Genomic DNA, 20,811 nt, shown 5'->3' with positions numbered 1-20,811 from the left:
CAAAATTTGATCATGATAAGTTTGTTGATTGGCTACGAATTAGTGACTGTGTTCTTCATCCCCATGAGAATGCGTCGAATCATCATCATGGCTGTGACTCTCTTCATTATCATGGGCATGGGTAGAATCGCCTTCTGTTGAATGGTCACCGCCTCCAATACGAACAGCATCGCTGTCCTCTGATGTGGATGCTTGGGCCGGTGCTTCATGGGTGTGATCTCCGTCTTCGCCATGACTATGCGTTTCCTGATCTGAGCCGCAACCGGCGATAATAAATGCAAGGCTTACAAAGAGTACTGTGAATAAATTTTTCATTGTTTTGAAGTGTTTTGAGTTGAGAATATTTTTCCTGAAGTGATGGTATCGAGTGTGAAAAGTGCTTGTTGGTAATCAGCGGTAATACGATGCTGAAGACTACGACCATCGACGTAAGCCTTGGTGGCATCCAGCAGTTCAACCAGCGAATAACGTCCTTCCTGATAAGCAGATCGTGATGTTTCCAACATTTCTGCAGAAAGTGGATTTTGTTGCATCTCTTGCCACTGAGCATACAAATTTTGAACACGACGGTAGCCTACACCCACCTGATTGCGAATGGTTCGCCTTTGGAGCTGCAATGATGTTTCCACACTGCGATATTCGGCTTCAGCCATGGTGATGCTTCCGCTGTTTCGATTGAAAATGGGCAGTTGTATGCCCCCGCCAATTACAAAACCTTCCGAGCCGTCCGACTGATTTTTATACCCAAAATTCACCTTTAAGTCTGGCATACGATCTCTTTTTTCGACTTTGTATTTGAGTCCGAGGGCCTCCGTTTCCAGTTCCATTGCCCGCAAATCAGCCCGGTGCTTCAGGGCATACTCTTGAAGCGTTTCTGAATCTTCCATGATCGGTTCTACCGGCAAATCAGCTTCCACCTTAAATTCAAAACCGGTTTCTTCGGAAGAAGTGATCATGGAGGCCAGTTGCTTGCCAACCTGCATCATTTTTAGTTCTACTTCATTTCTCTCGCGTAAGTAGCGGCTCTTTTCCACTGTAAAACGCTGCACTTGAAGTCCCGACTCTGTGCCTTCCGTTTGGCGAGCTTTGGCAGATGCCAACACCTGGTTAATAACTTCAAGCGCTTGGTCGTACACCTCCAGTTTATGCTGTAAAAACCAATATTCGGCATACAAACTTTTTACCTGTTGGATGAGCACCGAGCGATCGTACTGATAGCTCAATTCCGCTGCTTCACTGCTTTTATTAGCGCTCTTATTTCGGAGGAAGGGTTGTCCCAGCAGTTCAATAGGCTGCGAGATCTGATAGGTGGTTTCGTCATAATTGAGCGTACCGGCATTAAGCTGCTCGCTGAAGATGCTCACCTCGGGATTCATGTACGATTTATACTGTTGAGCCGCTCCCTGTTTTCGGAGCTTGTCAAGTTCTGCCAGCTCCTGTTGGAGGCTGTGTTGCTTGAACCGCTCAACAACCTCCTCTAAGGAAAGGGTTTGGGCGTGAATCTGAAATGGTACCCATAGGATTACCAAAAACAAGATCCAACACTTGGATGAATTCATAAATAGAATGTATTAATGGTTATAGAATGCTATTGAGATAGCGGATTAGAGATGCTATCTGGCAAAGGGATAGATTTATCCCAAGGGTGGGCCGCGAAGAGAATAAGAAGAGAAAGGATTGGACTGATATAGATGATCCGGCGGCGGCAGATCTAAATAAAGCAGGATCGGAGTTTGAGAGATCGAATAGTTGCTCAAAATCTCTGGAGAAGAAAATAGATCAGATTTTGTGGAAGCTTTATTTGTAGTCTTCTGAGTTAGTGTTCCTGTCAGGTCAATGGTAGCCGTTGGATGTTGGTGTGCGTCCTTATCGTCAACTGCTTCCGCGTGACTGTGGTTTTGATCCTGATCATCTGAATGGGAATGCACAAAGGCATGGACATCGCCATGGTCAAACACGTGATCAAATAGGCCATGAACATGGACACCATTTCCAAATAAAACGCACAGTACGCTGGCCACGATCAGTAGCCTGGCTGTTTGTTTAAATGCGAAATTTCGAAGTAAATTTATCACATATTTAAAATAGGCGCTGAACGGCTAAAACCAAAGCTTTTATTGTATCTGATTTGAAAGAGTAATTTTTGAGAGGAAAATAACGGACAACTAATTGGGTATTAATGGACATGTTGGATTTAGTAACTATCTGCTAATGTAAACCAATTATCGGCAAACAAATCTTTCATTTCCCTTCCCCGTATGTACTTTTAAGCCAATGGTTATTAACTGGTGGCTTTTTTTCTGTTGGTCTCTACATCTACTGACACACTCTCTGCTCTTTCCGTGTCAAAATATTTTGACCTCATTCCGCTTCATACTACGTAGTATAAACTGAGAGTATAACTATAAGGAAACATATTTCATCAAGACCACTGAATTTTCGGGGCTTTATTGAATAGTCCTATAGGCCTTCTCAAGTCAAATTAAATCAAAACTAATCCAGAGTATGAAGTATAGAATCGTTACAGCGTATTTATTTTTAATGACCATATTAATCTTTAATGGCTGCAGCAATAGCGGTACGGGAGCCAATAACAATAATACACCCCCTACCTTGGATGCCGTAATATCCCATTCACCGCAATCCCCTGAAACAGGAGAGCAGGTTACATTAGATGCCTCTAACTCTGTAGATAACCAAAATATTGGCTACGATGTCGATTGGTCATTTACCAATAAACCCTCAAACAGTACTGCTGCCATCCTGTCCTCAACTCAGATGACTACAACATTCACTCCTGATGTGGCAGGCGATTATGAGGTTTCATTGGAGGTCAGTAATTCTTCGGAATCAGTAAGCGACAATGATCAAATAACGATATCAGTAACAGCGGCAGCAAGTCAGGGGCCAAAGGAATTAAGTGGTTCCATCAATCAGGATTCAACGCTAACGGATATTTTTTCTGATCCTTCAGAACCGGATTACCTGGTGGTTGGAGATGTTGATGTAAGTGCACAATTAACAATAGATCCCAATGTTGTTATTCATTTTCAAGAAAACACGGGTCTGACTATTAATGGTGATGGCATCTTAGTGGCTGATGGCGAGGCGAATGGGAAGATTGTATTTACTGGCGAAAACCAAACGGTTAATGGTTTTTGGAGAGGAATCAATATCAATTCGAATTCTGTTGTAAATAGCATTAGTCATGCTGAGATCCGTTATGGTGGCAGCGCACCGGCCGGCACTTATTTTGATCCGGCTAACCTGACGATTGATCAGGCCAAAGTTCAGTTGTCAAATGTAGTTATTTCAAACAGCGGGCATTACGGAATACAAACCAGGAGAAGCGGTTCGGAATTTCCTATGCAAAGTATCCAGTTTGAGAATAATGATGACATGCATGCGTACGTACATATAAGCCAAATAGGATATTTTGATTCTCAAAGTGCTTTTGATGGGGGATATGTAACGGCATTCGGTGGGAGCACGACCGGTGATATGGTTATATCCGCGCTAAATGGGGCAAAATATCAAATCGTGGATAACGTGGAGTTTGCAAATGTTATTACGATAGACGCAGGCGCTAACTTTGAATTCGGTCCAGATGCAGGGATCAAAATACAAAGCAGTGCCGTAGTTAAAGCTGAGGGCACAGCCAGTAACAAAATTATATTTACCGGCGTGAGTAAAACCCCGGGTGCCTGGAGAGGTATTTTTGTAGGCTCATCTTCTGTAGAAAATATCTTTAAGCATGTGGAGATAAGTTATGGTGGAAGTATCAACATGGCTACGTACTTTGATAAAACGAATATGGTTATTGATCAGGCCAAAATAATATTAGATCATGTTTCTTTTACCGGAAGTGCGGGTTATGGAATACAGACCAGAAGAAACGGTTCGGAATTTAGCATAATAAACAGTGAGTTTAATAATAATGCCGACTCCCATATGCTTATTCATGCCACTCAAATTGATTTCGTTGACAATCTAACGAATTTTAATGGCGGTGATGTTGAAGTGTACCGAAGCAATACCGAAGCCAGCGGTTCTGAAACCTGGAGTAACTTGAATAACGGGACCTTCTATTTCGCCGGTTCTGTTACCATTGAAAAAGAAGTAACAATTGAGCAAGGAGCTCTTTTTGAAATGGGGACAGACGTGAAAATTATTGTAGCGACAAACACAGGACCGGGCATAATTAAAGCACTTGGAAGCAGTACCGAGCCCATCGTATTTACCGGTCGGTCTAAAGTTAAAGGGGCTTGGGGTGGAATTATTGTTATGACGGGTTCTGTTGAAAATGTAATGGATTACGTTGAAATAGAATATGGAGGAGGTACAGATTTAGACATCTATATGGCCGCAGGAAATTTAGGAGTACATAGCGATTCTTATCTTTCCATCTCAAATTCTACCATCGAGAACAGTGCTAATTATGGGTTAATTGTCAGAGAAAGCAGAAATGCGATCATAAACATAAGTAACGTAACCTATGCCAATAACGACAACACCGATTATTACACGTACTAGACCAACGGTCTGATACAATATTACGCAGCCTTTGATAGTGTTAAAAGCCCAGTAAGTTGTTTTGCTTACAGGGCTTTTTCTTTTCTACTGGTTGCAAACATTTTCGGAAAGCTGTGATTATTACATTTTATTTTTGTTAAAACTTATTTTTGCACATCTTAACACATATACTGAAGTGAATAGTAAGTTATGGGTAAGATCAAAAGCGTTACTTGTAAAGCATTAACGTTATATAGTGGAGTATTTGTGCTTTTGCTCGTCTGCAGCACGTGGCGGGGATATGCCTTTCCAGGACAATACTCAGCCGCTAAGGAAACCATAGATAAACAGGAACAGCCTTACTTTCATAAAGGAGATCCAATTTATGCAGATATTGATACTGCGAATCGAAGAGTATATGTGTTGCTGAAGGAGGGATTGTGGTGTTATGAGCTCGGATCGAAACAGTGGGCCTTGCTTGCTCACTATGATTCATACCCAGAGTCAATGTTTAATCTGGAGTTTGGTTTTGACCCTTTTAAAAATCGTCTTTTACTATGGTCGCGGGGAGTGGGAACAATGTATGAAATCAATATGGAGGACTATAATCTGGAAAGGATAGATCGCTCTTTCCCTCATAAGAACCAATTTGGGCATTTCCCCTTTTTCCATGATGGAGAGTTACATGCCTTTGGCGGCTATGGCTTTTGGGAAAATAAGGAGATCATCACTTTTTTTAATTCTTCCATAAAGGAATGGAATATTGTTACCGCATCAAAGAGTTCGGATTTCCCATATGAAAGACAACCGTTTACCGGAACTTATCTGTCTGATAAAGAAGAATTTTATTTTTTTGGCGGATCGTTATTCAAAGGTGGTCGCCCGGATGATAAAAATGTTATCAGAACTGCCAAAAATGATATCTGGAGGTTTAGCTTTCGAACGGCCACTTGGGAAAAAGTAGATGACCTTGATGGTAAATCCTGGAAATACTATCGAGCGGCAAGCTCCGGTAGATTTGGAAGGGTTAATTCTATTTCCGGATCTTTTTATAGTGATGAAACGGGAAACTGGTATTTACCGGTGGAATTAGAAGACAGCCCTTCCGGTATTTATTTCCTTATGCCATATAACATTAAACAACAAGCGGAATATAAACCGCTCGAGATTCCATTAGGAGACAGTAGGGAATTTATCATCTCCAATTACCTGTTTGATGACAAGAACAATCGCGTAGTACTCGTTGGCCTTGATCATCTTACAAATACCAGAACTTTACCGGTTCGTATCGTGACCTTAGCTGAGGATTCGTTGCTTACCAATTTGATAACCGATTCGGAAGAAAATATAACCTTTGTAATAGGATCCCTTTTTGCAGTGGGAGGTATTTTTTTTATTGCAATTTTGATTCTGAAAAGCCGGCCTTGGGAGCAACTTAAAAAAGAAAATAACCATGTTGATAAAGATAAGCTGCTCAGGCAAGACTGGTTGAATGGAACAGAACGAAAGCTTATAGAAGTACTTTGGAATGAGGGTACATTTTTAGAAACGTCCGAGTTGGAAGAGATGGTGTGGTCTGAAATTGAAAATTATGATTATAGAAGGAAGCTGAGAAATGAAACCATTAAATCTATTAATGAAAAGTTTAGCATGGAGTTTTCAGCGGAAGGCAAACTCATTCTTCGTAAAACCGATTCTGAAGATCAACGCCGTTTTCGGTATGGATTAAATGAAAAGGTTATAGGGAAACAGTTGTTTGACAAGAACATTTAGGAAGTAATGGTCTAACTTGATTATTTTATACCATCACTGCTTACATCATAAGTTTGTTCTAACATAAACTCTACAGCTCATTAATTACATTCCCTTATTCAATGTTGAACTAAATGACTAAGAAGATTTTGTTAATGAATGTTGATAACATTACCTCCGAAGCTGCTGTTAAAAAATTATTAAAGACCCAATCATCCCTTTTTTATGAAATCTCAAATTTAAACGAGAACGCTCACTCTATTGAGGGTTTGGCACAAAAAGCTGCAGATTTAATTGCTGATGTATGGGAGTTTCAGGGAGCGGTTTCAGCAGTTATCAGAATTGCAGGACAATCTTTTAAAAATACTGATTTTTCAGAATCTGAATGGTTTATTGAAACCTCTTCAGAATTGAGTAATGGAGAGTCTCTTTATTTACGCATATACAGCGAGGAAAAACGCTCTTTTATTGAAGAAGAGAAGGAACTTCTGACAGTAGTAGCACATAACCTTAGCGCCAAAGCAGAGCGCATTTATGCCCGGATTAAATTACAAGAAGAACAAGATCTGTTAGATAAAGCCTACAAACTTGCTCATATTGGAACTTGGGAATATGATATGATCAATGATAAGTTATATTGGTCAGAGGTTACAAAGGAAGTACATGGGTTCGGGAAAGATTATGAGCCAGATGTAGAAAGCACAATTGAGCTGTTTAAAGAAGGGTTCCATCGGGATACTTTTGCCAAGGCTGCTGAAGATGCCATCGAAAAGGAAATCCCTTTTGATCTTGAGCTTAAGATAATAAGCGGAAAAGGAGATGAGCGATGGATCAGGGCTACGGGAGAACCGGAATATAAGAATGGAGAATGCATTCGGTTTTATGGAATCAGTCAAAATGTAACTGAGCGCAGAAAAGCAGAAGAGGAAGTGGCGCTAAATGACCGAAGGTTTCGTGCAATGGTGAGGCACGGAATGGACCTGATAGCCATTTTAGATGAAGAGGCGAATTATAAATTTGCAAGCCCTACTTCAATGAAGGTTCTTGGTTTTCCACCGGAGTATTTTCTGGAAAAAAATGCCTTTGATTTTATTCACAGGGATGATAAAGAAAGAATACAAAAACAATTTTCTGAATTAGCTCCGCAGCAAAGCACCCAGTTAGCACCATTCCGGTTTTTAGATGGGGATGATCAGTGGCGATGGCTGGAAGCAACTATCACAAACATGATGAACGATCCCGCAGTTCAGGGCTATGTTTCAAATTCCCGGGATGTTACCGAGCGCCAAATTAAGCAGGAACAGATTATAGATTCTCTTAAAGAGAAAGAAACCCTGTTGGCAGAAGTTCATCACCGGGTAAAAAATAACCTTTCGGTACTCATGGGCCTGCTTCAGTTACAGGCAGCTGATGAGGAGAATGAAGAAGTATTGGCGCGCTTATTTGATAGTGTTGCACGGATTCATACTATGGCAAGTATTCATGAACAGCTCTATCAAACCAGTAATTTTTCCAGTATAGAATTGGGAGAACGTATTAAGCTTTTGGTGCTGGATATTCAGAAAAGTTTTCAATCAAAAACCAAGGTTGAAATAGATTTTCAATGTGAGCCGGTTGAACTTGAGGTGAGCCGGGCCCTTCCGTGTTCGTTAGTTGTAAATGAAGTAATTACCAATATTTTTAAGCATGCTTTTAAGGGTAAGGATAAAGGGAAAATTAAAATTGAGCTTTCACGCACCGATGTAAGTGATTTTATGAGGTTAGCTATTTCTGACAATGGAAGCGGGCTTCCTGAGAATTTCAATCCCGAAGAAAGTAATTCATTGGGCCTACGGCTTATTGATATGCTTTCAGAACAAATGAAATCAGAATATTACTTTGAAAACCTTAAAGAAGGAACTGCTTTTACCTTATTGTTCAAAACCATGTAGCAATTTCCAGGGGAGAAGGATTAAGGTATGAATATATGATCAACTGGCCCACAGACCAGCTGATTTAATGATTAAGCCAGTTTTTTGTCGAGAGAGTATTTGCCGCCACCGGTTAAAGCGATAACCACAAACAGCAGTAAAAATAAAAGACCCTTTTCCTTTGTGCCGAAAGGATCAGCAGCGTGGGCAAAGAAAACCACAACAAACATATTAATAGATAAAACGATAGAAGCCAGTCTGGTTCCAAGACCTATAGTGACTAAAAAACCACAGATACCTTCAGCAAATGCAGCCAATATCAGTGAAGCAGCAGCCCCAATGCCAATAGGGTCACCAAATGAAAAATCACCGGCAAATACCTTTAACAGCTTTGGCCAGCCATGAGTCAGGATCAAGAGACCTGCACCGACACGAAGAATAAATATGCTGAGATTAGTATTAATGAGGGCACTTATATCGGTAGAGAGTAACTTTTTCAACATAATCGATAATTAGGTTTTAGGGTTAATGGAAGAATACAAATTATTTGGTATAAACCATGTTTTAAAATGTCCGAATTATTGGAGGGGATAACGTAATTGCTTCAATAGGAATTATCTATTGCGGGAGGAAGAGTAAAGTTGTTATATTTAGTTTAACATTAAATTATTTAATATTAATCAATCATATTTATTATTATGGCAACCTGGAACATAGACCCCACACACTCTGAAATACAGTTCAAAGTAAAGCACTTGGTAATTTCAACAGTTACCGGATATTTTCGTTCGTTTAACGGTTCGATAGAAACTGATGGCGATTCCTTTGAGGGTGCAAAAGTCACTTTTGAAGCAGACATAGACAGTGTTGATACCAACAATGGTGATCGCGATACGCATTTAAAGTCAGATGATTTTTTCAATACGGAAAAATTCCCAAAAATGACATTTAAGTCCACTTCTTTCAAAAACACTTCCGGTGATGATTATAAACTGACCGGTAATCTTACCATCCGAGATATAACCAAAGAAGTGACATTAGATGTAACTCACGGTGGAACCGTAGGTGATCCATACGGACAAACCAAAGCAGGTTTTGAAATCAACGGAACTATTAACCGTAAAGAATTTGATTTGAAGTGGAATGCAGTAACTGAAGCCGGGAACGTTGTCGTTGGCGATAATGTGAAACTGCACATGAACGTTCAGGTAGTGGAAAGTACCCCGGTAGAAGCATAATTTCTTTTAACCATTTCTATTAAATCATTAAGGGCTGCCTGAAGGGGTGGCCTTTTTTATGCAAGCTTATATAGCAGATCCAGCGTTCATTGTATTATAATCCAGAAGTATACTTCTGCAGAAAAGATTCTTTATAGGATTTTCCAACCGGGATGGAATGTTTCCCAAGCATAATCATATTTCCTTGCAGGTAATCAATTTTTGGAAGTGACACGAGATAGGATTTATGGACCCGGCTAAATTGAGATTTCGGAAGTTGACTACAAAAATCTTTCAGAGTTTCATTGAAAGTAATTTTATTTTCCTCTGTATGAACTGTGATATAATCTCCTTGACTCTCAGCAAATAGAATTTGCTCAAAATTTATACGATATAGCTTTCCATCTGCCTTAATTGTGATGAATCCTTGTCCTTTGGCCGGGTATTCGGATTGTTCCCGGGCTTTGTCAACGGCTTTAATAAATCTTTCAAATGAAAAAGGCTTCAGGAGATAATCAACTACATTCAGTTCATAACCTTCAAGGGCGTATTCTGAATAAGCAGTGGTTAAAATTATTTTTGGCGGGTGGTTCAAGGTTTTTAAAAAGCTGATCCCGGATAGCCGTGGCATATTGATATCCAAAAAAATGAGATCAGCTTCATTGTCAGCCAAAAATTGTTTGGCTTCAAGAGCATCCTTGAAAATTCCGGCTATTTCAATTTCGGGCGTGTCGGAAATATATGCTTTCAAAATATCCCGGGCGGCGGGTTCGTCGTCTATAATCAAGCACTGTATCATTCTATCATCATTTTAAGAGTGGTTTCATATATGTTTCCCTTGCGGGAAATTTCTAAGGCGTGACGGTTTTCATAAGCCAGCTCCAAGCGCCGTCGGGCATTTTGAATCCCCATTCCAGTTGATTTTTCGTGGTTATTGTCTTCCACATATACCGTGTTTTTGCAATGCAATGTTAACTCATTTCCTTCTTGTTTCAGAAGGATAGAAATGACGGCATCTTTATCTGTTAGATCCGAGTGCTTAAAACAATTTTCAATAAAAATGATGAGCAAAAGCGGGGCTATTTCCATGTCAGAAAAGTTACCTTGAGTTTGAAATTCCACTTTATTGGGCTCATTTATTCGCTCTTTATGTAATTCGACAAAATGAGTTAGGTATTCAATTTCTTCTTGCAGTGCCACTCTTTCCTGATCCATTTTATCTACGACATAGCGCAACATATCAGAGAGCTTTAAAATCAAACGGGGCGCCTTATCGGTTTTTTTTAGAGCTTCGTTATAAATTGTATTCAGAGAATTAAACAGGAAATGAGGATTAACCTGGGCCCGAAGTGCCTGAAGCTCCGAACGCTTATTTTCCTTCTCTAACTTTGCGAGCTTCGTAATATCTTCCTGTTGCTGAAACCACCCTTTTGCGAAGTGCAACAAAGTGGTAAATGAAATATAAATAAATCCAATCCCCAGCATTTCATACCATTCGTAAACAGTTACAAAATAATAATCGGGAAAAATAATCGGTGCCAAAAAGTCAAAAGTAATGGGATAAAACTGCACAACGAGAAAAAGAGAAAAAAAGAAGCCGAAAGTAAAAATAATATATTTTTGCTTATTCAGGTATCGATTCAGAAAAAACTGGTTGGCCAGCACTCCTATAATTAATGGAAGATGAAATAGCCCCGTATAAATCAAATCAATAGTGCGGAGCTCTTCCGTGCGTGTGAATACACGTAGTACCACAAAAAATGAAATCGTCCAGAACAGTAAAGACTGAACCAGGCGATTTCGAAAAATTGATTTAAAAGAATCCATTTATTCTATCTTTTCAAGAGATGCAGGACTGTCATAAGCTTCTTCCATGCTTCCGTATTTCTTTACGAATTTTTGAAGCTCATCCGTTGATGCGGTTAAAAGCACCCCATCTTCCGTTTTTTCATGCTTAACCCGTACTCTGTCCTTTTCTATCAAGTCATTAATCCATGAATCTTTAAATAGCAATATATCCAATTCATTATCAGATTTCTTTATTTTAGAAAAAGTGTGTACCGGAACCAGATGAAAATCAATGAAAGTTGTAGCAGCAAACAACCCCTGATTTTTATACTGAGCAGGTGACGAAACCAGCGAGAGCGGATATAAGTCCATATAAACTTCCCCATTCAGCTTCACAAAAGTTGACCGGAAAAGCATGGAATCTATTCTTGTTTCTTCAATGGACTCTATAAGCGTTAAATATCCGGGCCCATCATGCGATAAGTCAATATCTTCCATGATAGCCTTTATTTGTTCATTCCCTTCTGCACTTCGAATGAACGTCCAGCGAGAATCTTCTTCTTCCCAGGTGCCTTCTAGCCCCGGAATTGAAATGGAATCCGAAGGTTTAACTAAGGGGTGAACCGATTTCAAAAAACACCCGCTTAATATGCTACTTACTACTATAAGTGATAATAATTGAATTTTCCGCTTCATGATTGTGTGATTAATTTCGATTGCAATGCAAAGAAACGAGTCTTTTTATTTAACCTGAAAATTTTTCGATGAACGGAGGTTTTTTATCGGTGAACGGGACGAGATTAGATAAAACGGAACGCTAAAAACCGTAAATGATGGAGTGAAAATTTTATTATGGGAAAATTCAGTAGTATAATCCCTCGAACCAAATAAAATTACTATGAGACGAATAACTACATTTTTTATACTTTCATTTTTTCTAATCTTATCAGGCTGTCAGCTGCAAGAAAGCCAAGTTGGTGAGCCTCCTCAAAAAGAATGGTCTATAGCCCTTCATGGCGGAGCCGGTTATGTGTCAAAGGATATGCCTGAAGATCGAAAAGAAGCCTATATGCAATCACTGGAAGAGGCATTGGCGATAGGATCTGAAATACTGGAAAATGGCGGAACTGCTTTAGATGCCATCGAGAAAACCGTCAACTATCTGGAAGATAATGAAATGTTTAATGCTGGAAAGGGAGCTGTTTTTACAGCAGAAGGCAAGAACGAACTGGATGCGGCCATTATGGACGGCTCAACATTAAATGCCGGGGCCATTACAGGAGTTACTACCGTTAAAAATCCAATTTCACTTGCCCGCAAAGTGATGACGGATTCCAAACATGTATTTTTTGCCGCAGACGGTGCGGAGACATATGCCGATCAAACGGATGTTGAACGTGTAGATCCCTCTTATTTTTATACGGAAAGACGCTACGAGTCTTTAAAAAGAGCGCAGGCGGAGGAGCAGTCGAGCAGCTTGATTGAAACCGATGATCAAAAAGCATGGAAATATGGAACTGTGGGCGCAGTTGCTAAAGATAAAAATGGAAATCTAGCCGCTGCCACTTCAACCGGGGGCATGACCAATAAAAGATATGGTCGTGTAGGTGATGTGCCAATTATTGGATCCGGAACTTATGCCAATGATCTGGTTGCCGTTTCAGCCACGGGCTGGGGTGAGAAAATCATGTTAAATGTGTCGGCCCATACCTTAGCTGCTTACATGGAATACAAAGGGGTTACGCTCCAGGAATCGATGAATTATTTAGTGGATGATGTATTGGAACCCGGTGATGCAGGCTTTATAGCCGTTGATAAGTATGGTAATTTCTCTATGAAAACAAACACGGGCTCAATGTTTCGTGCGGCTGCCGATTCCGAGGGCAATAAAGAGGTGGCAATCTGGGAGTAGCGGTGTTTGGGTGCTTTAGTGTTAAGGTATTGAGAGAAATACCATAACACCTTAACACCCTCACACTATAACACGTTTACTCTAACCCTAATTTGAATTGGTCTCTCAGCTCCTGGATATAAATCCCAATATCATTGCGGAGTTCGAACAAACTTGCGTGCAGTTCCTGATATTGCTTTTTGGTAAAGAAGTTTTTCTTTTTAAAGCCCTGGAGTAGCTCTAAACCATGATTTGCACATTTTAGGGCTTTTTTGGAGTAGGCAATATTAGCCCCTATATAATCCTGATCGAAGCCGAAAGAATGCCCGCCGGCAATTTTAGCTCCAATCTTAAGCGATTCGTCCACAAAATCCTGAAACTCGGAGGATTGCAGTTTAGGATGTATGGTTTCAGCCCATTTCAAAATATCAACTGCCAAGTCTTTAGCGTCCAGAAAAATATCCAGGTTATCCAATTCAGCATAATCGGAGTATACGTAATCGTCACTGAGGCTTTTCCATTCTTCACCTTCATCAAAATCGTCAAAGTCATCTTCGTCTAAATGATCCGGGTATCCGTCTTCCGATAAACCAAACAGGAAGTCCTCATCATCCCAATCATCCTCTTCTTCTTCATCCCAGTCATCTTCATCTTCAGGGAAATAAGCTTCATCCATCAGCAGTTCTTCCTCTACGTAGGCTTCGAAAGCATCGTCTTCATTTTGGCTTTCCTGTAATAAAGTAATCCATCGCGGAGTATTACCTTTTGGGTCGGAGGCGATAAATTTACGAAGTTGTTCGCTCTTTTTTTCAACTTCATTTAAGTGAGCTTCCCACTTGAATTCGTCCCACTGTTCGTTATCGAATCCATCAAAATGCATGTGCATATTAGGCAGGCTATTGGTTGCTGTTTATTATAAAAAAGGAATTGTCAGGAGTAATGCAATACTTTGTGGAAAAGTAACGCTTTTTGTGGAAAAAAAGTTGTTATAAGCGTTCCAAAACTTTAATAATTACTTGGGTCATTTTAGGCTCGGCCATGGCTGCCGCGGCCAATACATCTTCAATGTCTACCGCTTGTAAGGCATCCGGGAAACATTCATCCGTAATTACTGAGATTCCCAACACATCCATTCCCATGTGTACGGCAGAGATTACTTCCGGTACGGTGCTCATTCCCACAACATCAGCACCAAGCTGACGCATATATCGATATTCCGCTTTTGTTTCCAGCATCGGACCTGTTACCGCCAGATATACTCCCTGATGCATTTTAATGGAATTTTCCAGGGCTACATTTTCAGCCAGTTCCAGTAACCGCTCGGTATAAGGTTCACTCATGTCAGGAAAGCGTGGACCGAGCTCATCATCATTGGGTCCAATCAGAGGATTATCACCAAGAAAGTTGATATGGTCGGTGATAAGCATAATATCTCCCCGGCTGAAGTTGGGGTTCAGACCTCCACATGCATTGCTTACAAACAGAGATTGAGCGCCGATGGCTTTTGCAACACGAACCGGAAAGGCAATTTGTTGCATGGTATAGCCTTCATAGTAATGGAAACGTCCCTGCATTGCTACTACTTCTTTTCCACCTAATTTTCCGAAGATAAGTTTTCCTGCATGCCCTTCCACTGTAGAAACCGGGAAGTTAGGGATATCACTGTAGCTTAAAATATGCTCCGTTTCAATTTCATCGGCCAACTGTCCCAAGCCGGTTCCTAAAATGAGTAAGTATTCAGGTTGAAAGCTTGTTTCTCTCTTAATAAGGTTAACCGCTTCATCTCTTTTGGATCGAAATTCTTCAACCGTATCGTATTTCATAAATTTAATCTAAAGAAGTGGCGAGTATTTTGAGGTGCAAAAATACGGTATGTACTAATCTATTTCATCTAAAATGTCGTCGAGACGATCACTTCCGGGAGGAAATGCGTGATCTTCTTCTTCGGTTTTTGCCTTTTTCTTAACATTTTCTTCCTCACTTTCATCGGCATTTTCGTCAAGCACAAATTTAGCTGTGTTTGTTTTTTTTATAGCTTCTTCCAGGTTTTCTTCTTTGGGAAGGTTAAACACTTCCATTTCATCTTTACTGAACTGGTCGATAGATTTTTTAGCGTTTTCAAGGTAGGACGTAATCCCATTGATGATCTCTTCACGCCGATCCAGCAGCCTCAAGATGCTTTGGCGAATTTGCTGTCTGTTGTGATTCGCTTGTTTAATTATGGCATCGGCTTCCATTTCAGCCTTTTCGATCGTGCTTTTAGCCTCCTGTTTTGCCCCGGTCATTTTTTGTTCAACCGATTCTTTTGCGGTTTGAAGCGTTTCGTGAAGCGCATCCTCCACACGTTCGTAATGTTTTACGCGATCTTTCAGTTTATCAATTTCTTGCTCTAGCTCTTTGTTTTTGTTGAGCAGGTGTTCAAATTCATTTGATACCAAGGTAAGAAAGGTGTGTACGTCGGCGGTATCGTATCCCCGTAGTCCTTTTTCAAAAGTCTGTTGTTTTATTTCAAGCGGAGTGAGTTTCATAAATAGATGTTTTTAGTCGTCCTTAAAGCTTATTTAAAATAACATTTATTCATTTAACATGTTACGCAGATTTCCATCATTGTCTTTTCCTTTTTTTGATGATGAACGAACCTCTTCCTCTTCTATTTCAATATCTCCCATAGTTTCTTGATTTTCATCGAGCCGATACCGCTCTTCTTCTAAATCAGATACAATGGCTTCAAGATTAGTGATGCGCCGCTCAGTGTTTTTCTTAAATTCCCCAAGTGCTTTAAAAAACTGAGGATTAATATCTGAACTTCCGCTTTTTCGGTTTATCCATTGCCTGATCAGGCTGAATACATTCCAAAAAAGGAACCCGGCAAAGCCAAGCCCTCCAATAATTGCAACAATAGCTATGACGAACTCTTCAAAAACCATAATTCATGACTTTAGTTACGACTTTTACTTTTCTGTGAGACAGTATCGGAATTTTGCTCTTTAACTTCATCTTCAATTTCGATCTCACCCAAGGGATTAGCGTCTTTCTTTGAAGATTCCCTGGAGTCTTCTGTGACAATTGCTTCCAGGTTTTCAACCCGGGATTTCAGGTTATGGACCACTTGACGCATTTCGTGCATCTCGCGGGAGTTGGCCAGTCTTTTCCCTTCCATTTTCAATTCTTCTTCTTTGTATGCATAAATCAGCCCGCCGGCAATGGCTACAATAGCTACAATGGCAAACCAAGGAAGTCCGAAAAACATAATGCCCTCAAATTTGTAGGTTATTATTATTTGATAGTATTAAAGTGAAGAATATTACGCAACATCTTATCCATAGTTTCGCTCTCCGAAAATGGCACTTCCAATTCGAACCATGGTAGCCCCTTCTTGTATGGCAATTTCCATATCATTAGTCATCCCCATGGAAAGGTGCTCCAGCATCACACTTCCTTTGTTGTATTTTTGATGAGAATCGAACAGTTCTTTCAGTAATTTGAATTCCGGCCGAACATCTTCGGGGTTATCTGCAAAAGTAGCCATTCCCATGAGTCCTTTTACTTTAACAAACTTGTAGTCTTGAGCAGACTCTAAAATTCCGGCAAGGTCATCAGGTTTGCACCCGCCCTTTTGTTTTTCATTACTGATGTTCACCTGAACCAATGCATTTATCACCCTGTTGTCCTGCTTGGCTCTTTTATTAATTTCTTTAAGATATTTTGCTTTTTCTACTGAGTGAATCCAGTTAACACGATGAGCTATATATTTAATTTTGTTGGTTTGAAGATTACCAATGAAATGCCAGATAACATCCGGGTTTTCTATAGACGACATCTTGTCTTCCAGCTCTTTCATTCGGTTTTCACCAAAATGAAGCTGCCCGGCAGTCATAGCTTCCAGAATATCTTTATCAGGTTTGGTTTTACTTACAGCAACCAGGGTGATTTCTTTGGAATCACGCCCGGCATTCTCACTGATTTGTTCAATTTTTTGTTGAATGGAATTGAGGTTTCCGGCAATATCTTGGTCACTCATGGTAAAAATTGTGCTTTTTTACTAATTCTATACAATAAACCATAAGATAAGCTTTTATCATTCATCAATAAGCCTTATTTTTGGAAGCTCTAAAGACATCGTAATTAATGGTTATTTATTGAGATTGATAATACTCAAATTCATAATTCTGCTTTCGACGATAAAGTCGGATTCAAAAAAACGAGGGGATAGATAGCATGTCAACCCGAATCCGGCAAATATCTACTTTCCTCAATCAGTGGGCGCCACCCAAAGTAAAAATGGATTACGATAATGTCGGATTACTTGTAGGAGACCCGGAAGCAGGTGTCACCTCCGTTCTCACTTGTCTGGATGTAACCGATGCTGTTGTAGCCGAAGCTATTGAAAAAGGCTGTGAACTGATCGTTGCTCACCACCCGCTTATTTTTAGCAAGATTGGAAGCATTAACCCGACCAACGAACAAGGAAGAATCATTTATAAACTAATTAAAAATGATATCGGATTGTTGGTGGCCCATACTAATTTAGACGCTGCTCTGGATGGGGTTTCTTTTGTGCTTGCCAATATTCTTGGATTGGACAACTTGAGATTCTTAGACAAAAATTATTCTATCAGTCGAAAAATCCGGTTGATTACTTCTCACGATGACAGTGAGGCGGTCCTCAAGCTTTTGAACTATCACTCGGCCGAGGAAGCTCATTATTTTGATGTACATAGCCGTGAAGACGGACTTAAATGCTTTGAAGCCATCATCGATCAACATAATGTTTCCGTATTGGAGAAAGCCCTGAAAACCGAAGGGATGTTAAAAGAAGGAAGCTTTCAGGTAATAGACCTTGCTTCTACCTCGCAAAATTTTGGAATGGGTGTAATTGGAGAATATCCGGATGATGGAATTGGAAAAAATGAATTTTTACACCTGGTTTCCAAAGCGTTAAATGTGAAAGCGATTCGGTATTCAGGAGATGTGGATCGTATCCAAAAAGTAGCCGTATGCGGTGGTGCCGGAGTATTTTTAAAAGATAAAGCCATGAGCGCCGGAGCCCATGCTTTCGTAACGGCCGATATTAAATATCATGATTACTTCACTGAAAAAGATAATTTTCTTTTGGTGGATGTAGGCCATTATGAAAGTGAATTTCCTGTAGCTGAAGCTTTAAAAAACGAGCTTTCTGAAGCGTTTGAAGGAATTGATATATCTGTAACCCGAACTGTAACCAACCCGATGCATGTTTATGTATCGGATCCCGAACCAAAAACTATTCAACCAAGCTGAACCTCACTCCATGAATGAAGTATTACAAAAATTAGCGAATCTGCAATATATTGACAGCCGCATCGACGAGCTGAAACAACTGAGAGGTGACCTTCCCGAAGAGGTGCTTGATCTTGAAACAGACATTGCCCGAAAAGAAGCACGCCTTAATAATCTTGAAGAAGAAGAAACAAATCTTACAGTAGAATACGATAAACTGAAGCTTGATCTTCAAAGTTCTAAAGAAAAGATAGAGAAATACGAAGATCAGCAGCTGAGTGTTCGTAATAATCGCGAATATGATGCCCTTACTAAAGAAATTGAGGCGCAGAAGCAAGTTATCGAAAATGCTGAATCCCGCTTAAAAGAAATTGAGAAGCGAAAAGAAGAAATAGGTCCTGAGCTCGAAGAAGCTAAAGAAGAATTGGAAGCTGCTCAGAAAATGTACGATGAAAAGAGCAAGAACCTCGATAAGGTGGTCAAATCTACTCAAGATGAAGAAGATGAATTGCTGAAAAAACGCAAAGAAGTTGAAGAGGAGATTGATGACCGATATATGAGAAGTTATAAACGTCTGCGAGAGGGCTTGAACAATGGCATGGCCGTTGTTGCCATGGACCGTGGCGCCGCTCTTGGAATGGCTCTTCCGCCCCAGGTACAAGTTGAAGTACGCCGCAAGAATAAAATTATAGTGGATGAAAACAGCGGCCGCATAGTTGTAGACCAGTCTTTCTTCGATAAGGCCAAGGAAGAATTATCCATCTGATTTTTTGATCAGTACATTGTTTATGAAAAGGGAGTCCGGGAAGGGTTCCCTTTTTTAGTTTAAGGGGTGTTTAGACATCTGTATATATCATATCGTCAAAACCCTTATCTTTAAAGCACAGGAAAGCCGGGTAATCGCTTCGTACATTCATTGTATGGGGAGGAAAGTCCGGACACCAACAAGTACCGCGCTCCCCGATTCGGTTCAGCCGGCGAAGGGGAGGCTTGGTAAGAGGAATCTTGCCATGACAGACAGTGCAACAGAAAACAAACAGCCTCCAGCGCTCCGCGTTGGCGGTGATGGTGAAAAGGTGAGGTAAGAGCTCACCGCTCCAAGGGCGACTGAGGAGGCACGGCAAACCTCGCGGGGTGCAAGTTCATGCAGATGGTATGCGCCGCTTGTCGCCACGCCATCGGGTGGAACGCGACAGACAAATGATTACCCTCGACAAAATCCGGCTTACAGGCTTTCCTGTTTGAAATTATATCAAGGCCCTGCTCTTAACTGAGAGTGGGGCTTTGTTTTTTATGCATTCCGACGGACAGGGTGGTTGGAAACGAGGACAAAGGATTTCCGGCCAGCTTTCCTGGCAAGCGTTTTCATTTATATCTTTTCAAGGATTGGATCAATATTTTCTTGGCTTCGGTCACTAGATTTTGATAAGGCCAAAAGCCATATATTTCGTCAAATTCAATTTTTCGTATTTTCTTTTTGATTCCCTCAATGTCTTTTATGGGTAATGGAATCCTATTTGGGTAGCTGTACATGACCGAAAAATGTTTCATACTCAATGAAAGATTAAAGGTATCCCCACATAACATTATTCCTTTTCCGTTTAATTTCGGAAGCCACAAAATACTGCTTCCGGGGAAATGCCCCCCAATTCTTATCAATTGAATATCTTCCCAAAAATCTACTTTATCGGCTGTCCAAAATTGGATCTTATCCGTTGAGTTAACTATAAAATCCTTTTCTGATTTGGGCAAAAGGATGGGGCAGTCAAATGTTTCTGCCCAATCTTTCATATTGCTATAATAATGTGGATGGGAGATGGCAATGGCTTGTATACCTCCTTTTCCCCGGATAAACTCAATTACATTTTCATCAAGCAGAGGAATACAATCCCACAGAATATTACCTGATTTTGACAAAACCAATATAGCACGTTGACCAATGGCAAAAACCGGGTCAACAATCAATTCAAAGACATTAGTTTTTAGCTGCTTGATTTTTACTCTGTGCTTTTGAGCCAGGTCAGAGTCTGAGGTCCATTTTTGTCCACCAAACGGCACATACTGCCTGTCATCTTCGCAAATCAGGCACTGTTCTTCGTTGAAATCTGCCGGATACTTTGTACCGCAGGTTGCACAAATTCGTACCTTATTCATTTTCCTGAATTAAGATTACTTCTTCCGGTACAGATAAAAACAACACACATCCGGTTTTGGTGGTGACACTGTGTTTTCCTGTCGGGGGTGTATACAGATAATCTCCCTGGAACAATGTTTCGTGGTAGATTTCACAGCTTCCTTCCAATACCAAAATTTCTTCACCGGCAGGATGAGTGTGATAAGGATATGAGGCCCCTTTTTCAAACTTCAATAAAATGGCTTTTGAGCGGTTTGTGGCTTTGTCAAAATGCAGGGATTTCACGGAGATGCCTTCATAATGTATCCCGGCTTCAACCAGGGGTTCCCAATTCATGCTATTACTTTT

The 20,811-nt window shown here is 40.4% G+C and carries 22 protein-coding genes and 1 other RNA gene; 8 read left to right on the top strand and 15 right to left on the bottom strand.

What is annotated here, in order from left to right; translation table 11 throughout:
* Nucleotides 1-39 precede the first annotated feature (39 nt).
* From HUJ22_RS11090 to HUJ22_RS11080, 3 genes are all read right to left on the bottom strand, one after another.
* The gene (locus HUJ22_RS11090) at nucleotides 40-315 is read right to left on the bottom strand and encodes a hypothetical protein (RefSeq protein WP_290877391.1); all 276 of its coding nucleotides are present in this window, start codon (nucleotides 313-315) and stop codon (nucleotides 40-42) included.
* Nucleotides 312-1,559, bottom strand: a complete 1,248-nt coding sequence (locus tag HUJ22_RS11085) for a TolC family protein (protein WP_290877388.1) — start codon at nucleotides 1,557-1,559, stop codon at nucleotides 312-314. The genes HUJ22_RS11090 and HUJ22_RS11085 overlap by 4 nt, the downstream gene beginning before the upstream one ends.
* A gap of 75 nt (nucleotides 1,560-1,634) precedes the next feature.
* A complete protein-coding gene (locus tag HUJ22_RS11080; protein ID WP_290877386.1) occupies nucleotides 1,635-1,958 on the bottom strand; it encodes a hypothetical protein in 324 nt (107 codons plus the stop codon).
* Between the two features lie 583 nt (nucleotides 1,959-2,541).
* Between HUJ22_RS11080 and HUJ22_RS11075 the strand changes: the two genes are divergently transcribed.
* The 3 genes from HUJ22_RS11075 (at nucleotide 2,542) to HUJ22_RS11065 (ending at nucleotide 8,195) form a co-directional block, all read left to right on the top strand.
* The gene (locus HUJ22_RS11075; RefSeq protein ID WP_290877383.1) at nucleotides 2,542-4,533 is read left to right on the top strand and encodes a PKD domain-containing protein; all 1,992 of its coding nucleotides are present in this window, start codon (nucleotides 2,542-2,544) and stop codon (nucleotides 4,531-4,533) included.
* A 189-nt stretch (nucleotides 4,534-4,722) separates the two neighbouring features.
* On the top strand, nucleotides 4,723-6,285 hold the full coding sequence (locus HUJ22_RS11070) for a kelch repeat-containing protein (RefSeq protein WP_290877380.1): 1,563 nt from the start codon (nucleotides 4,723-4,725) through the stop codon (nucleotides 6,283-6,285).
* A gap of 113 nt (nucleotides 6,286-6,398) precedes the next feature.
* Nucleotides 6,399-8,195, top strand: coding sequence for a histidine kinase dimerization/phosphoacceptor domain -containing protein (locus HUJ22_RS11065; protein ID WP_290877377.1), 1,797 nt, complete (start codon nucleotides 6,399-6,401; stop codon nucleotides 8,193-8,195).
* 71 nt (nucleotides 8,196-8,266) lie between these two features.
* Here HUJ22_RS11065 and HUJ22_RS11060 read toward each other — a convergent pair whose 3' ends face one another.
* The gene (locus HUJ22_RS11060) at nucleotides 8,267-8,677 is read right to left on the bottom strand and encodes a DoxX family protein (RefSeq protein WP_290877374.1); all 411 of its coding nucleotides are present in this window, start codon (nucleotides 8,675-8,677) and stop codon (nucleotides 8,267-8,269) included.
* A gap of 195 nt (nucleotides 8,678-8,872) precedes the next feature.
* On the opposite strand from HUJ22_RS11060, the gene HUJ22_RS11055 reads away from it, so the two are divergent.
* The gene (locus tag HUJ22_RS11055; RefSeq protein WP_290877372.1) at nucleotides 8,873-9,412 is read left to right on the top strand and encodes a YceI family protein; all 540 of its coding nucleotides are present in this window, start codon (nucleotides 8,873-8,875) and stop codon (nucleotides 9,410-9,412) included.
* A 94-nt stretch (nucleotides 9,413-9,506) separates the two neighbouring features.
* Here HUJ22_RS11055 and HUJ22_RS11050 read toward each other — a convergent pair whose 3' ends face one another.
* Genes HUJ22_RS11050 through HUJ22_RS11040 form a run of 3 tightly spaced genes read right to left on the bottom strand, consistent with a single transcriptional unit; the run spans nucleotide 9,507 to nucleotide 11,812 of the window.
* A complete protein-coding gene (locus tag HUJ22_RS11050; RefSeq protein ID WP_290877369.1) occupies nucleotides 9,507-10,190 on the bottom strand; it encodes a LytTR family DNA-binding domain-containing protein in 684 nt (227 codons plus the stop codon).
* Entirely contained in the window at nucleotides 10,187-11,218 is a 1,032-nt protein-coding gene (locus tag HUJ22_RS11045) for a histidine kinase (protein ID WP_290877366.1), read from the bottom strand. Before HUJ22_RS11045 ends, HUJ22_RS11050 begins: the two co-directional genes overlap by 4 nt.
* Nucleotides 11,219-11,812 (bottom strand): hypothetical protein, encoded by a 594-nt coding sequence (locus tag HUJ22_RS11040; RefSeq protein WP_290877363.1) that lies wholly within the window; start codon nucleotides 11,810-11,812, stop codon nucleotides 11,219-11,221. It abuts the gene before it with no gap.
* A gap of 265 nt (nucleotides 11,813-12,077) precedes the next feature.
* Here HUJ22_RS11040 and HUJ22_RS11035 point away from each other — a divergent pair, with 265 nt between their 5' ends.
* A complete protein-coding gene (locus tag HUJ22_RS11035; protein ID WP_290877360.1) occupies nucleotides 12,078-13,091 on the top strand; it encodes an isoaspartyl peptidase/L-asparaginase family protein in 1,014 nt (337 codons plus the stop codon).
* A 76-nt stretch (nucleotides 13,092-13,167) separates the two neighbouring features.
* Here HUJ22_RS11035 and HUJ22_RS11030 read toward each other — a convergent pair whose 3' ends face one another.
* From HUJ22_RS11030 to HUJ22_RS11005, 6 genes are all read right to left on the bottom strand, one after another.
* Entirely contained in the window at nucleotides 13,168-13,950 is a 783-nt protein-coding gene (locus tag HUJ22_RS11030; protein WP_290877356.1) for a hypothetical protein, read from the bottom strand.
* A gap of 106 nt (nucleotides 13,951-14,056) precedes the next feature.
* Entirely contained in the window at nucleotides 14,057-14,893 is an 837-nt protein-coding gene (locus HUJ22_RS11025; RefSeq protein ID WP_290877353.1) for a purine-nucleoside phosphorylase, read from the bottom strand.
* A gap of 54 nt (nucleotides 14,894-14,947) precedes the next feature.
* Nucleotides 14,948-15,598, bottom strand: coding sequence for a DivIVA domain-containing protein (locus HUJ22_RS11020; RefSeq protein WP_290877350.1), 651 nt, complete (start codon nucleotides 15,596-15,598; stop codon nucleotides 14,948-14,950).
* Between the two features lie 45 nt (nucleotides 15,599-15,643).
* Complete coding sequence (locus tag HUJ22_RS11015; RefSeq protein WP_290877347.1) at nucleotides 15,644-15,997, bottom strand: hypothetical protein; 354 nt, start codon at nucleotides 15,995-15,997, stop codon at nucleotides 15,644-15,646.
* Nucleotides 15,998-16,008: 11 nt separating this feature from the next.
* Nucleotides 16,009-16,320 carry a hypothetical protein gene (locus HUJ22_RS11010; RefSeq protein WP_290877344.1) on the bottom strand — a complete coding sequence of 104 codons (312 nt, stop codon included), beginning with the start codon at nucleotides 16,318-16,320 and terminating at the stop codon, nucleotides 16,009-16,011.
* A 66-nt stretch (nucleotides 16,321-16,386) separates the two neighbouring features.
* A complete protein-coding gene (locus HUJ22_RS11005) occupies nucleotides 16,387-17,091 on the bottom strand; it encodes a YggS family pyridoxal phosphate-dependent enzyme (protein WP_290877341.1) in 705 nt (234 codons plus the stop codon).
* 197 nt (nucleotides 17,092-17,288) lie between these two features.
* Here HUJ22_RS11005 and HUJ22_RS11000 point away from each other — a divergent pair, with 197 nt between their 5' ends.
* The 3 genes from HUJ22_RS11000 (at nucleotide 17,289) to rnpB (ending at nucleotide 19,573) form a co-directional block, all read left to right on the top strand.
* Entirely contained in the window at nucleotides 17,289-18,350 is a 1,062-nt protein-coding gene (locus HUJ22_RS11000; RefSeq protein ID WP_290877338.1) for a Nif3-like dinuclear metal center hexameric protein, read from the top strand.
* Between the two features lie 10 nt (nucleotides 18,351-18,360).
* On the top strand, nucleotides 18,361-19,095 hold the full coding sequence (locus HUJ22_RS10995; RefSeq protein ID WP_290877335.1) for a hypothetical protein: 735 nt from the start codon (nucleotides 18,361-18,363) through the stop codon (nucleotides 19,093-19,095).
* 118 nt (nucleotides 19,096-19,213) lie between these two features.
* Nucleotides 19,214-19,573, top strand: an RNA gene (gene rnpB, locus HUJ22_RS10990) — RNase P RNA component class A.
* Between the two features lie 121 nt (nucleotides 19,574-19,694).
* On the opposite strand, the gene HUJ22_RS10985 is transcribed toward rnpB, so the two are convergent.
* Nucleotides 19,695-20,483, bottom strand: a complete 789-nt coding sequence (locus HUJ22_RS10985) for a hypothetical protein (RefSeq protein WP_290877332.1) — start codon at nucleotides 20,481-20,483, stop codon at nucleotides 19,695-19,697.
* On the bottom strand, nucleotides 20,476-20,799 hold the full coding sequence (locus HUJ22_RS10980) for a cupin domain-containing protein (protein WP_290877329.1): 324 nt from the start codon (nucleotides 20,797-20,799) through the stop codon (nucleotides 20,476-20,478). Before HUJ22_RS10980 ends, HUJ22_RS10985 begins: the two co-directional genes overlap by 8 nt.
* Between the last annotated feature and the right edge of the window lie 12 nt (nucleotides 20,800-20,811).

This window comes from Gracilimonas sp., from assembly GCF_014762685.1.
GTDB lineage: Bacteria > Bacteroidota > Rhodothermia > Balneolales > Balneolaceae > Gracilimonas.
Note: the sequence above shows the minus strand (reverse complement) of the source record. Positions and strands in the feature narration are given on the sequence as shown.

Excerpts from the sequence above, each read along its gene's own strand:
- HUJ22_RS11090 (WP_290877391.1), bottom strand. The coding sequence starts at position 315 with ATGAAAAATTTATTCACAGTACTCTTTGTAAGCCTTGCATTTATTATC.
- HUJ22_RS11085 (WP_290877388.1), bottom strand. The coding sequence starts at position 1,559 with ATGAATTCATCCAAGTGTTGGATCTTGTTTTTGGTAATCCTATGGGTA.
- HUJ22_RS11075 (WP_290877383.1), top strand. The coding sequence starts at position 2,542 with ATGACCATATTAATCTTTAATGGCTGCAGCAATAGCGGTACGGGAGCC.
- HUJ22_RS11070 (WP_290877380.1), top strand. The coding sequence starts at position 4,723 with ATGGGTAAGATCAAAAGCGTTACTTGTAAAGCATTAACGTTATATAGT.
- HUJ22_RS11065 (WP_290877377.1), top strand. The coding sequence starts at position 6,399 with ATGACTAAGAAGATTTTGTTAATGAATGTTGATAACATTACCTCCGAA.
- HUJ22_RS11060 (WP_290877374.1), bottom strand. The coding sequence starts at position 8,677 with ATGTTGAAAAAGTTACTCTCTACCGATATAAGTGCCCTCATTAATACT.
- HUJ22_RS11055 (WP_290877372.1), top strand. The coding sequence starts at position 8,873 with ATGGCAACCTGGAACATAGACCCCACACACTCTGAAATACAGTTCAAA.
- HUJ22_RS11050 (WP_290877369.1), bottom strand. The coding sequence starts at position 10,190 with ATGATACAGTGCTTGATTATAGACGACGAACCCGCCGCCCGGGATATT.
- HUJ22_RS11045 (WP_290877366.1), bottom strand. The coding sequence starts at position 11,218 with ATGGATTCTTTTAAATCAATTTTTCGAAATCGCCTGGTTCAGTCTTTA.
- HUJ22_RS11035 (WP_290877360.1), top strand. The coding sequence starts at position 12,078 with ATGAGACGAATAACTACATTTTTTATACTTTCATTTTTTCTAATCTTA.
- HUJ22_RS11030 (WP_290877356.1), bottom strand. The coding sequence starts at position 13,950 with ATGCATTTTGATGGATTCGATAACGAACAGTGGGACGAATTCAAGTGG.
- HUJ22_RS11025 (WP_290877353.1), bottom strand. The coding sequence starts at position 14,893 with ATGAAATACGATACGGTTGAAGAATTTCGATCCAAAAGAGATGAAGCG.
- HUJ22_RS11020 (WP_290877350.1), bottom strand. The coding sequence starts at position 15,598 with ATGAAACTCACTCCGCTTGAAATAAAACAACAGACTTTTGAAAAAGGA.
- HUJ22_RS11015 (WP_290877347.1), bottom strand. The coding sequence starts at position 15,997 with ATGGTTTTTGAAGAGTTCGTCATAGCTATTGTTGCAATTATTGGAGGG.
- HUJ22_RS11010 (WP_290877344.1), bottom strand. The coding sequence starts at position 16,320 with ATGTTTTTCGGACTTCCTTGGTTTGCCATTGTAGCTATTGTAGCCATT.
- HUJ22_RS11005 (WP_290877341.1), bottom strand. The coding sequence starts at position 17,091 with ATGAGTGACCAAGATATTGCCGGAAACCTCAATTCCATTCAACAAAAA.
- HUJ22_RS11000 (WP_290877338.1), top strand. The coding sequence starts at position 17,289 with ATGTCAACCCGAATCCGGCAAATATCTACTTTCCTCAATCAGTGGGCG.
- HUJ22_RS10995 (WP_290877335.1), top strand. The coding sequence starts at position 18,361 with ATGAATGAAGTATTACAAAAATTAGCGAATCTGCAATATATTGACAGC.
- HUJ22_RS10985 (WP_290877332.1), bottom strand. The coding sequence starts at position 20,483 with ATGAATAAGGTACGAATTTGTGCAACCTGCGGTACAAAGTATCCGGCA.
- HUJ22_RS10980 (WP_290877329.1), bottom strand. The coding sequence starts at position 20,799 with ATGAATTGGGAACCCCTGGTTGAAGCCGGGATACATTATGAAGGCATC.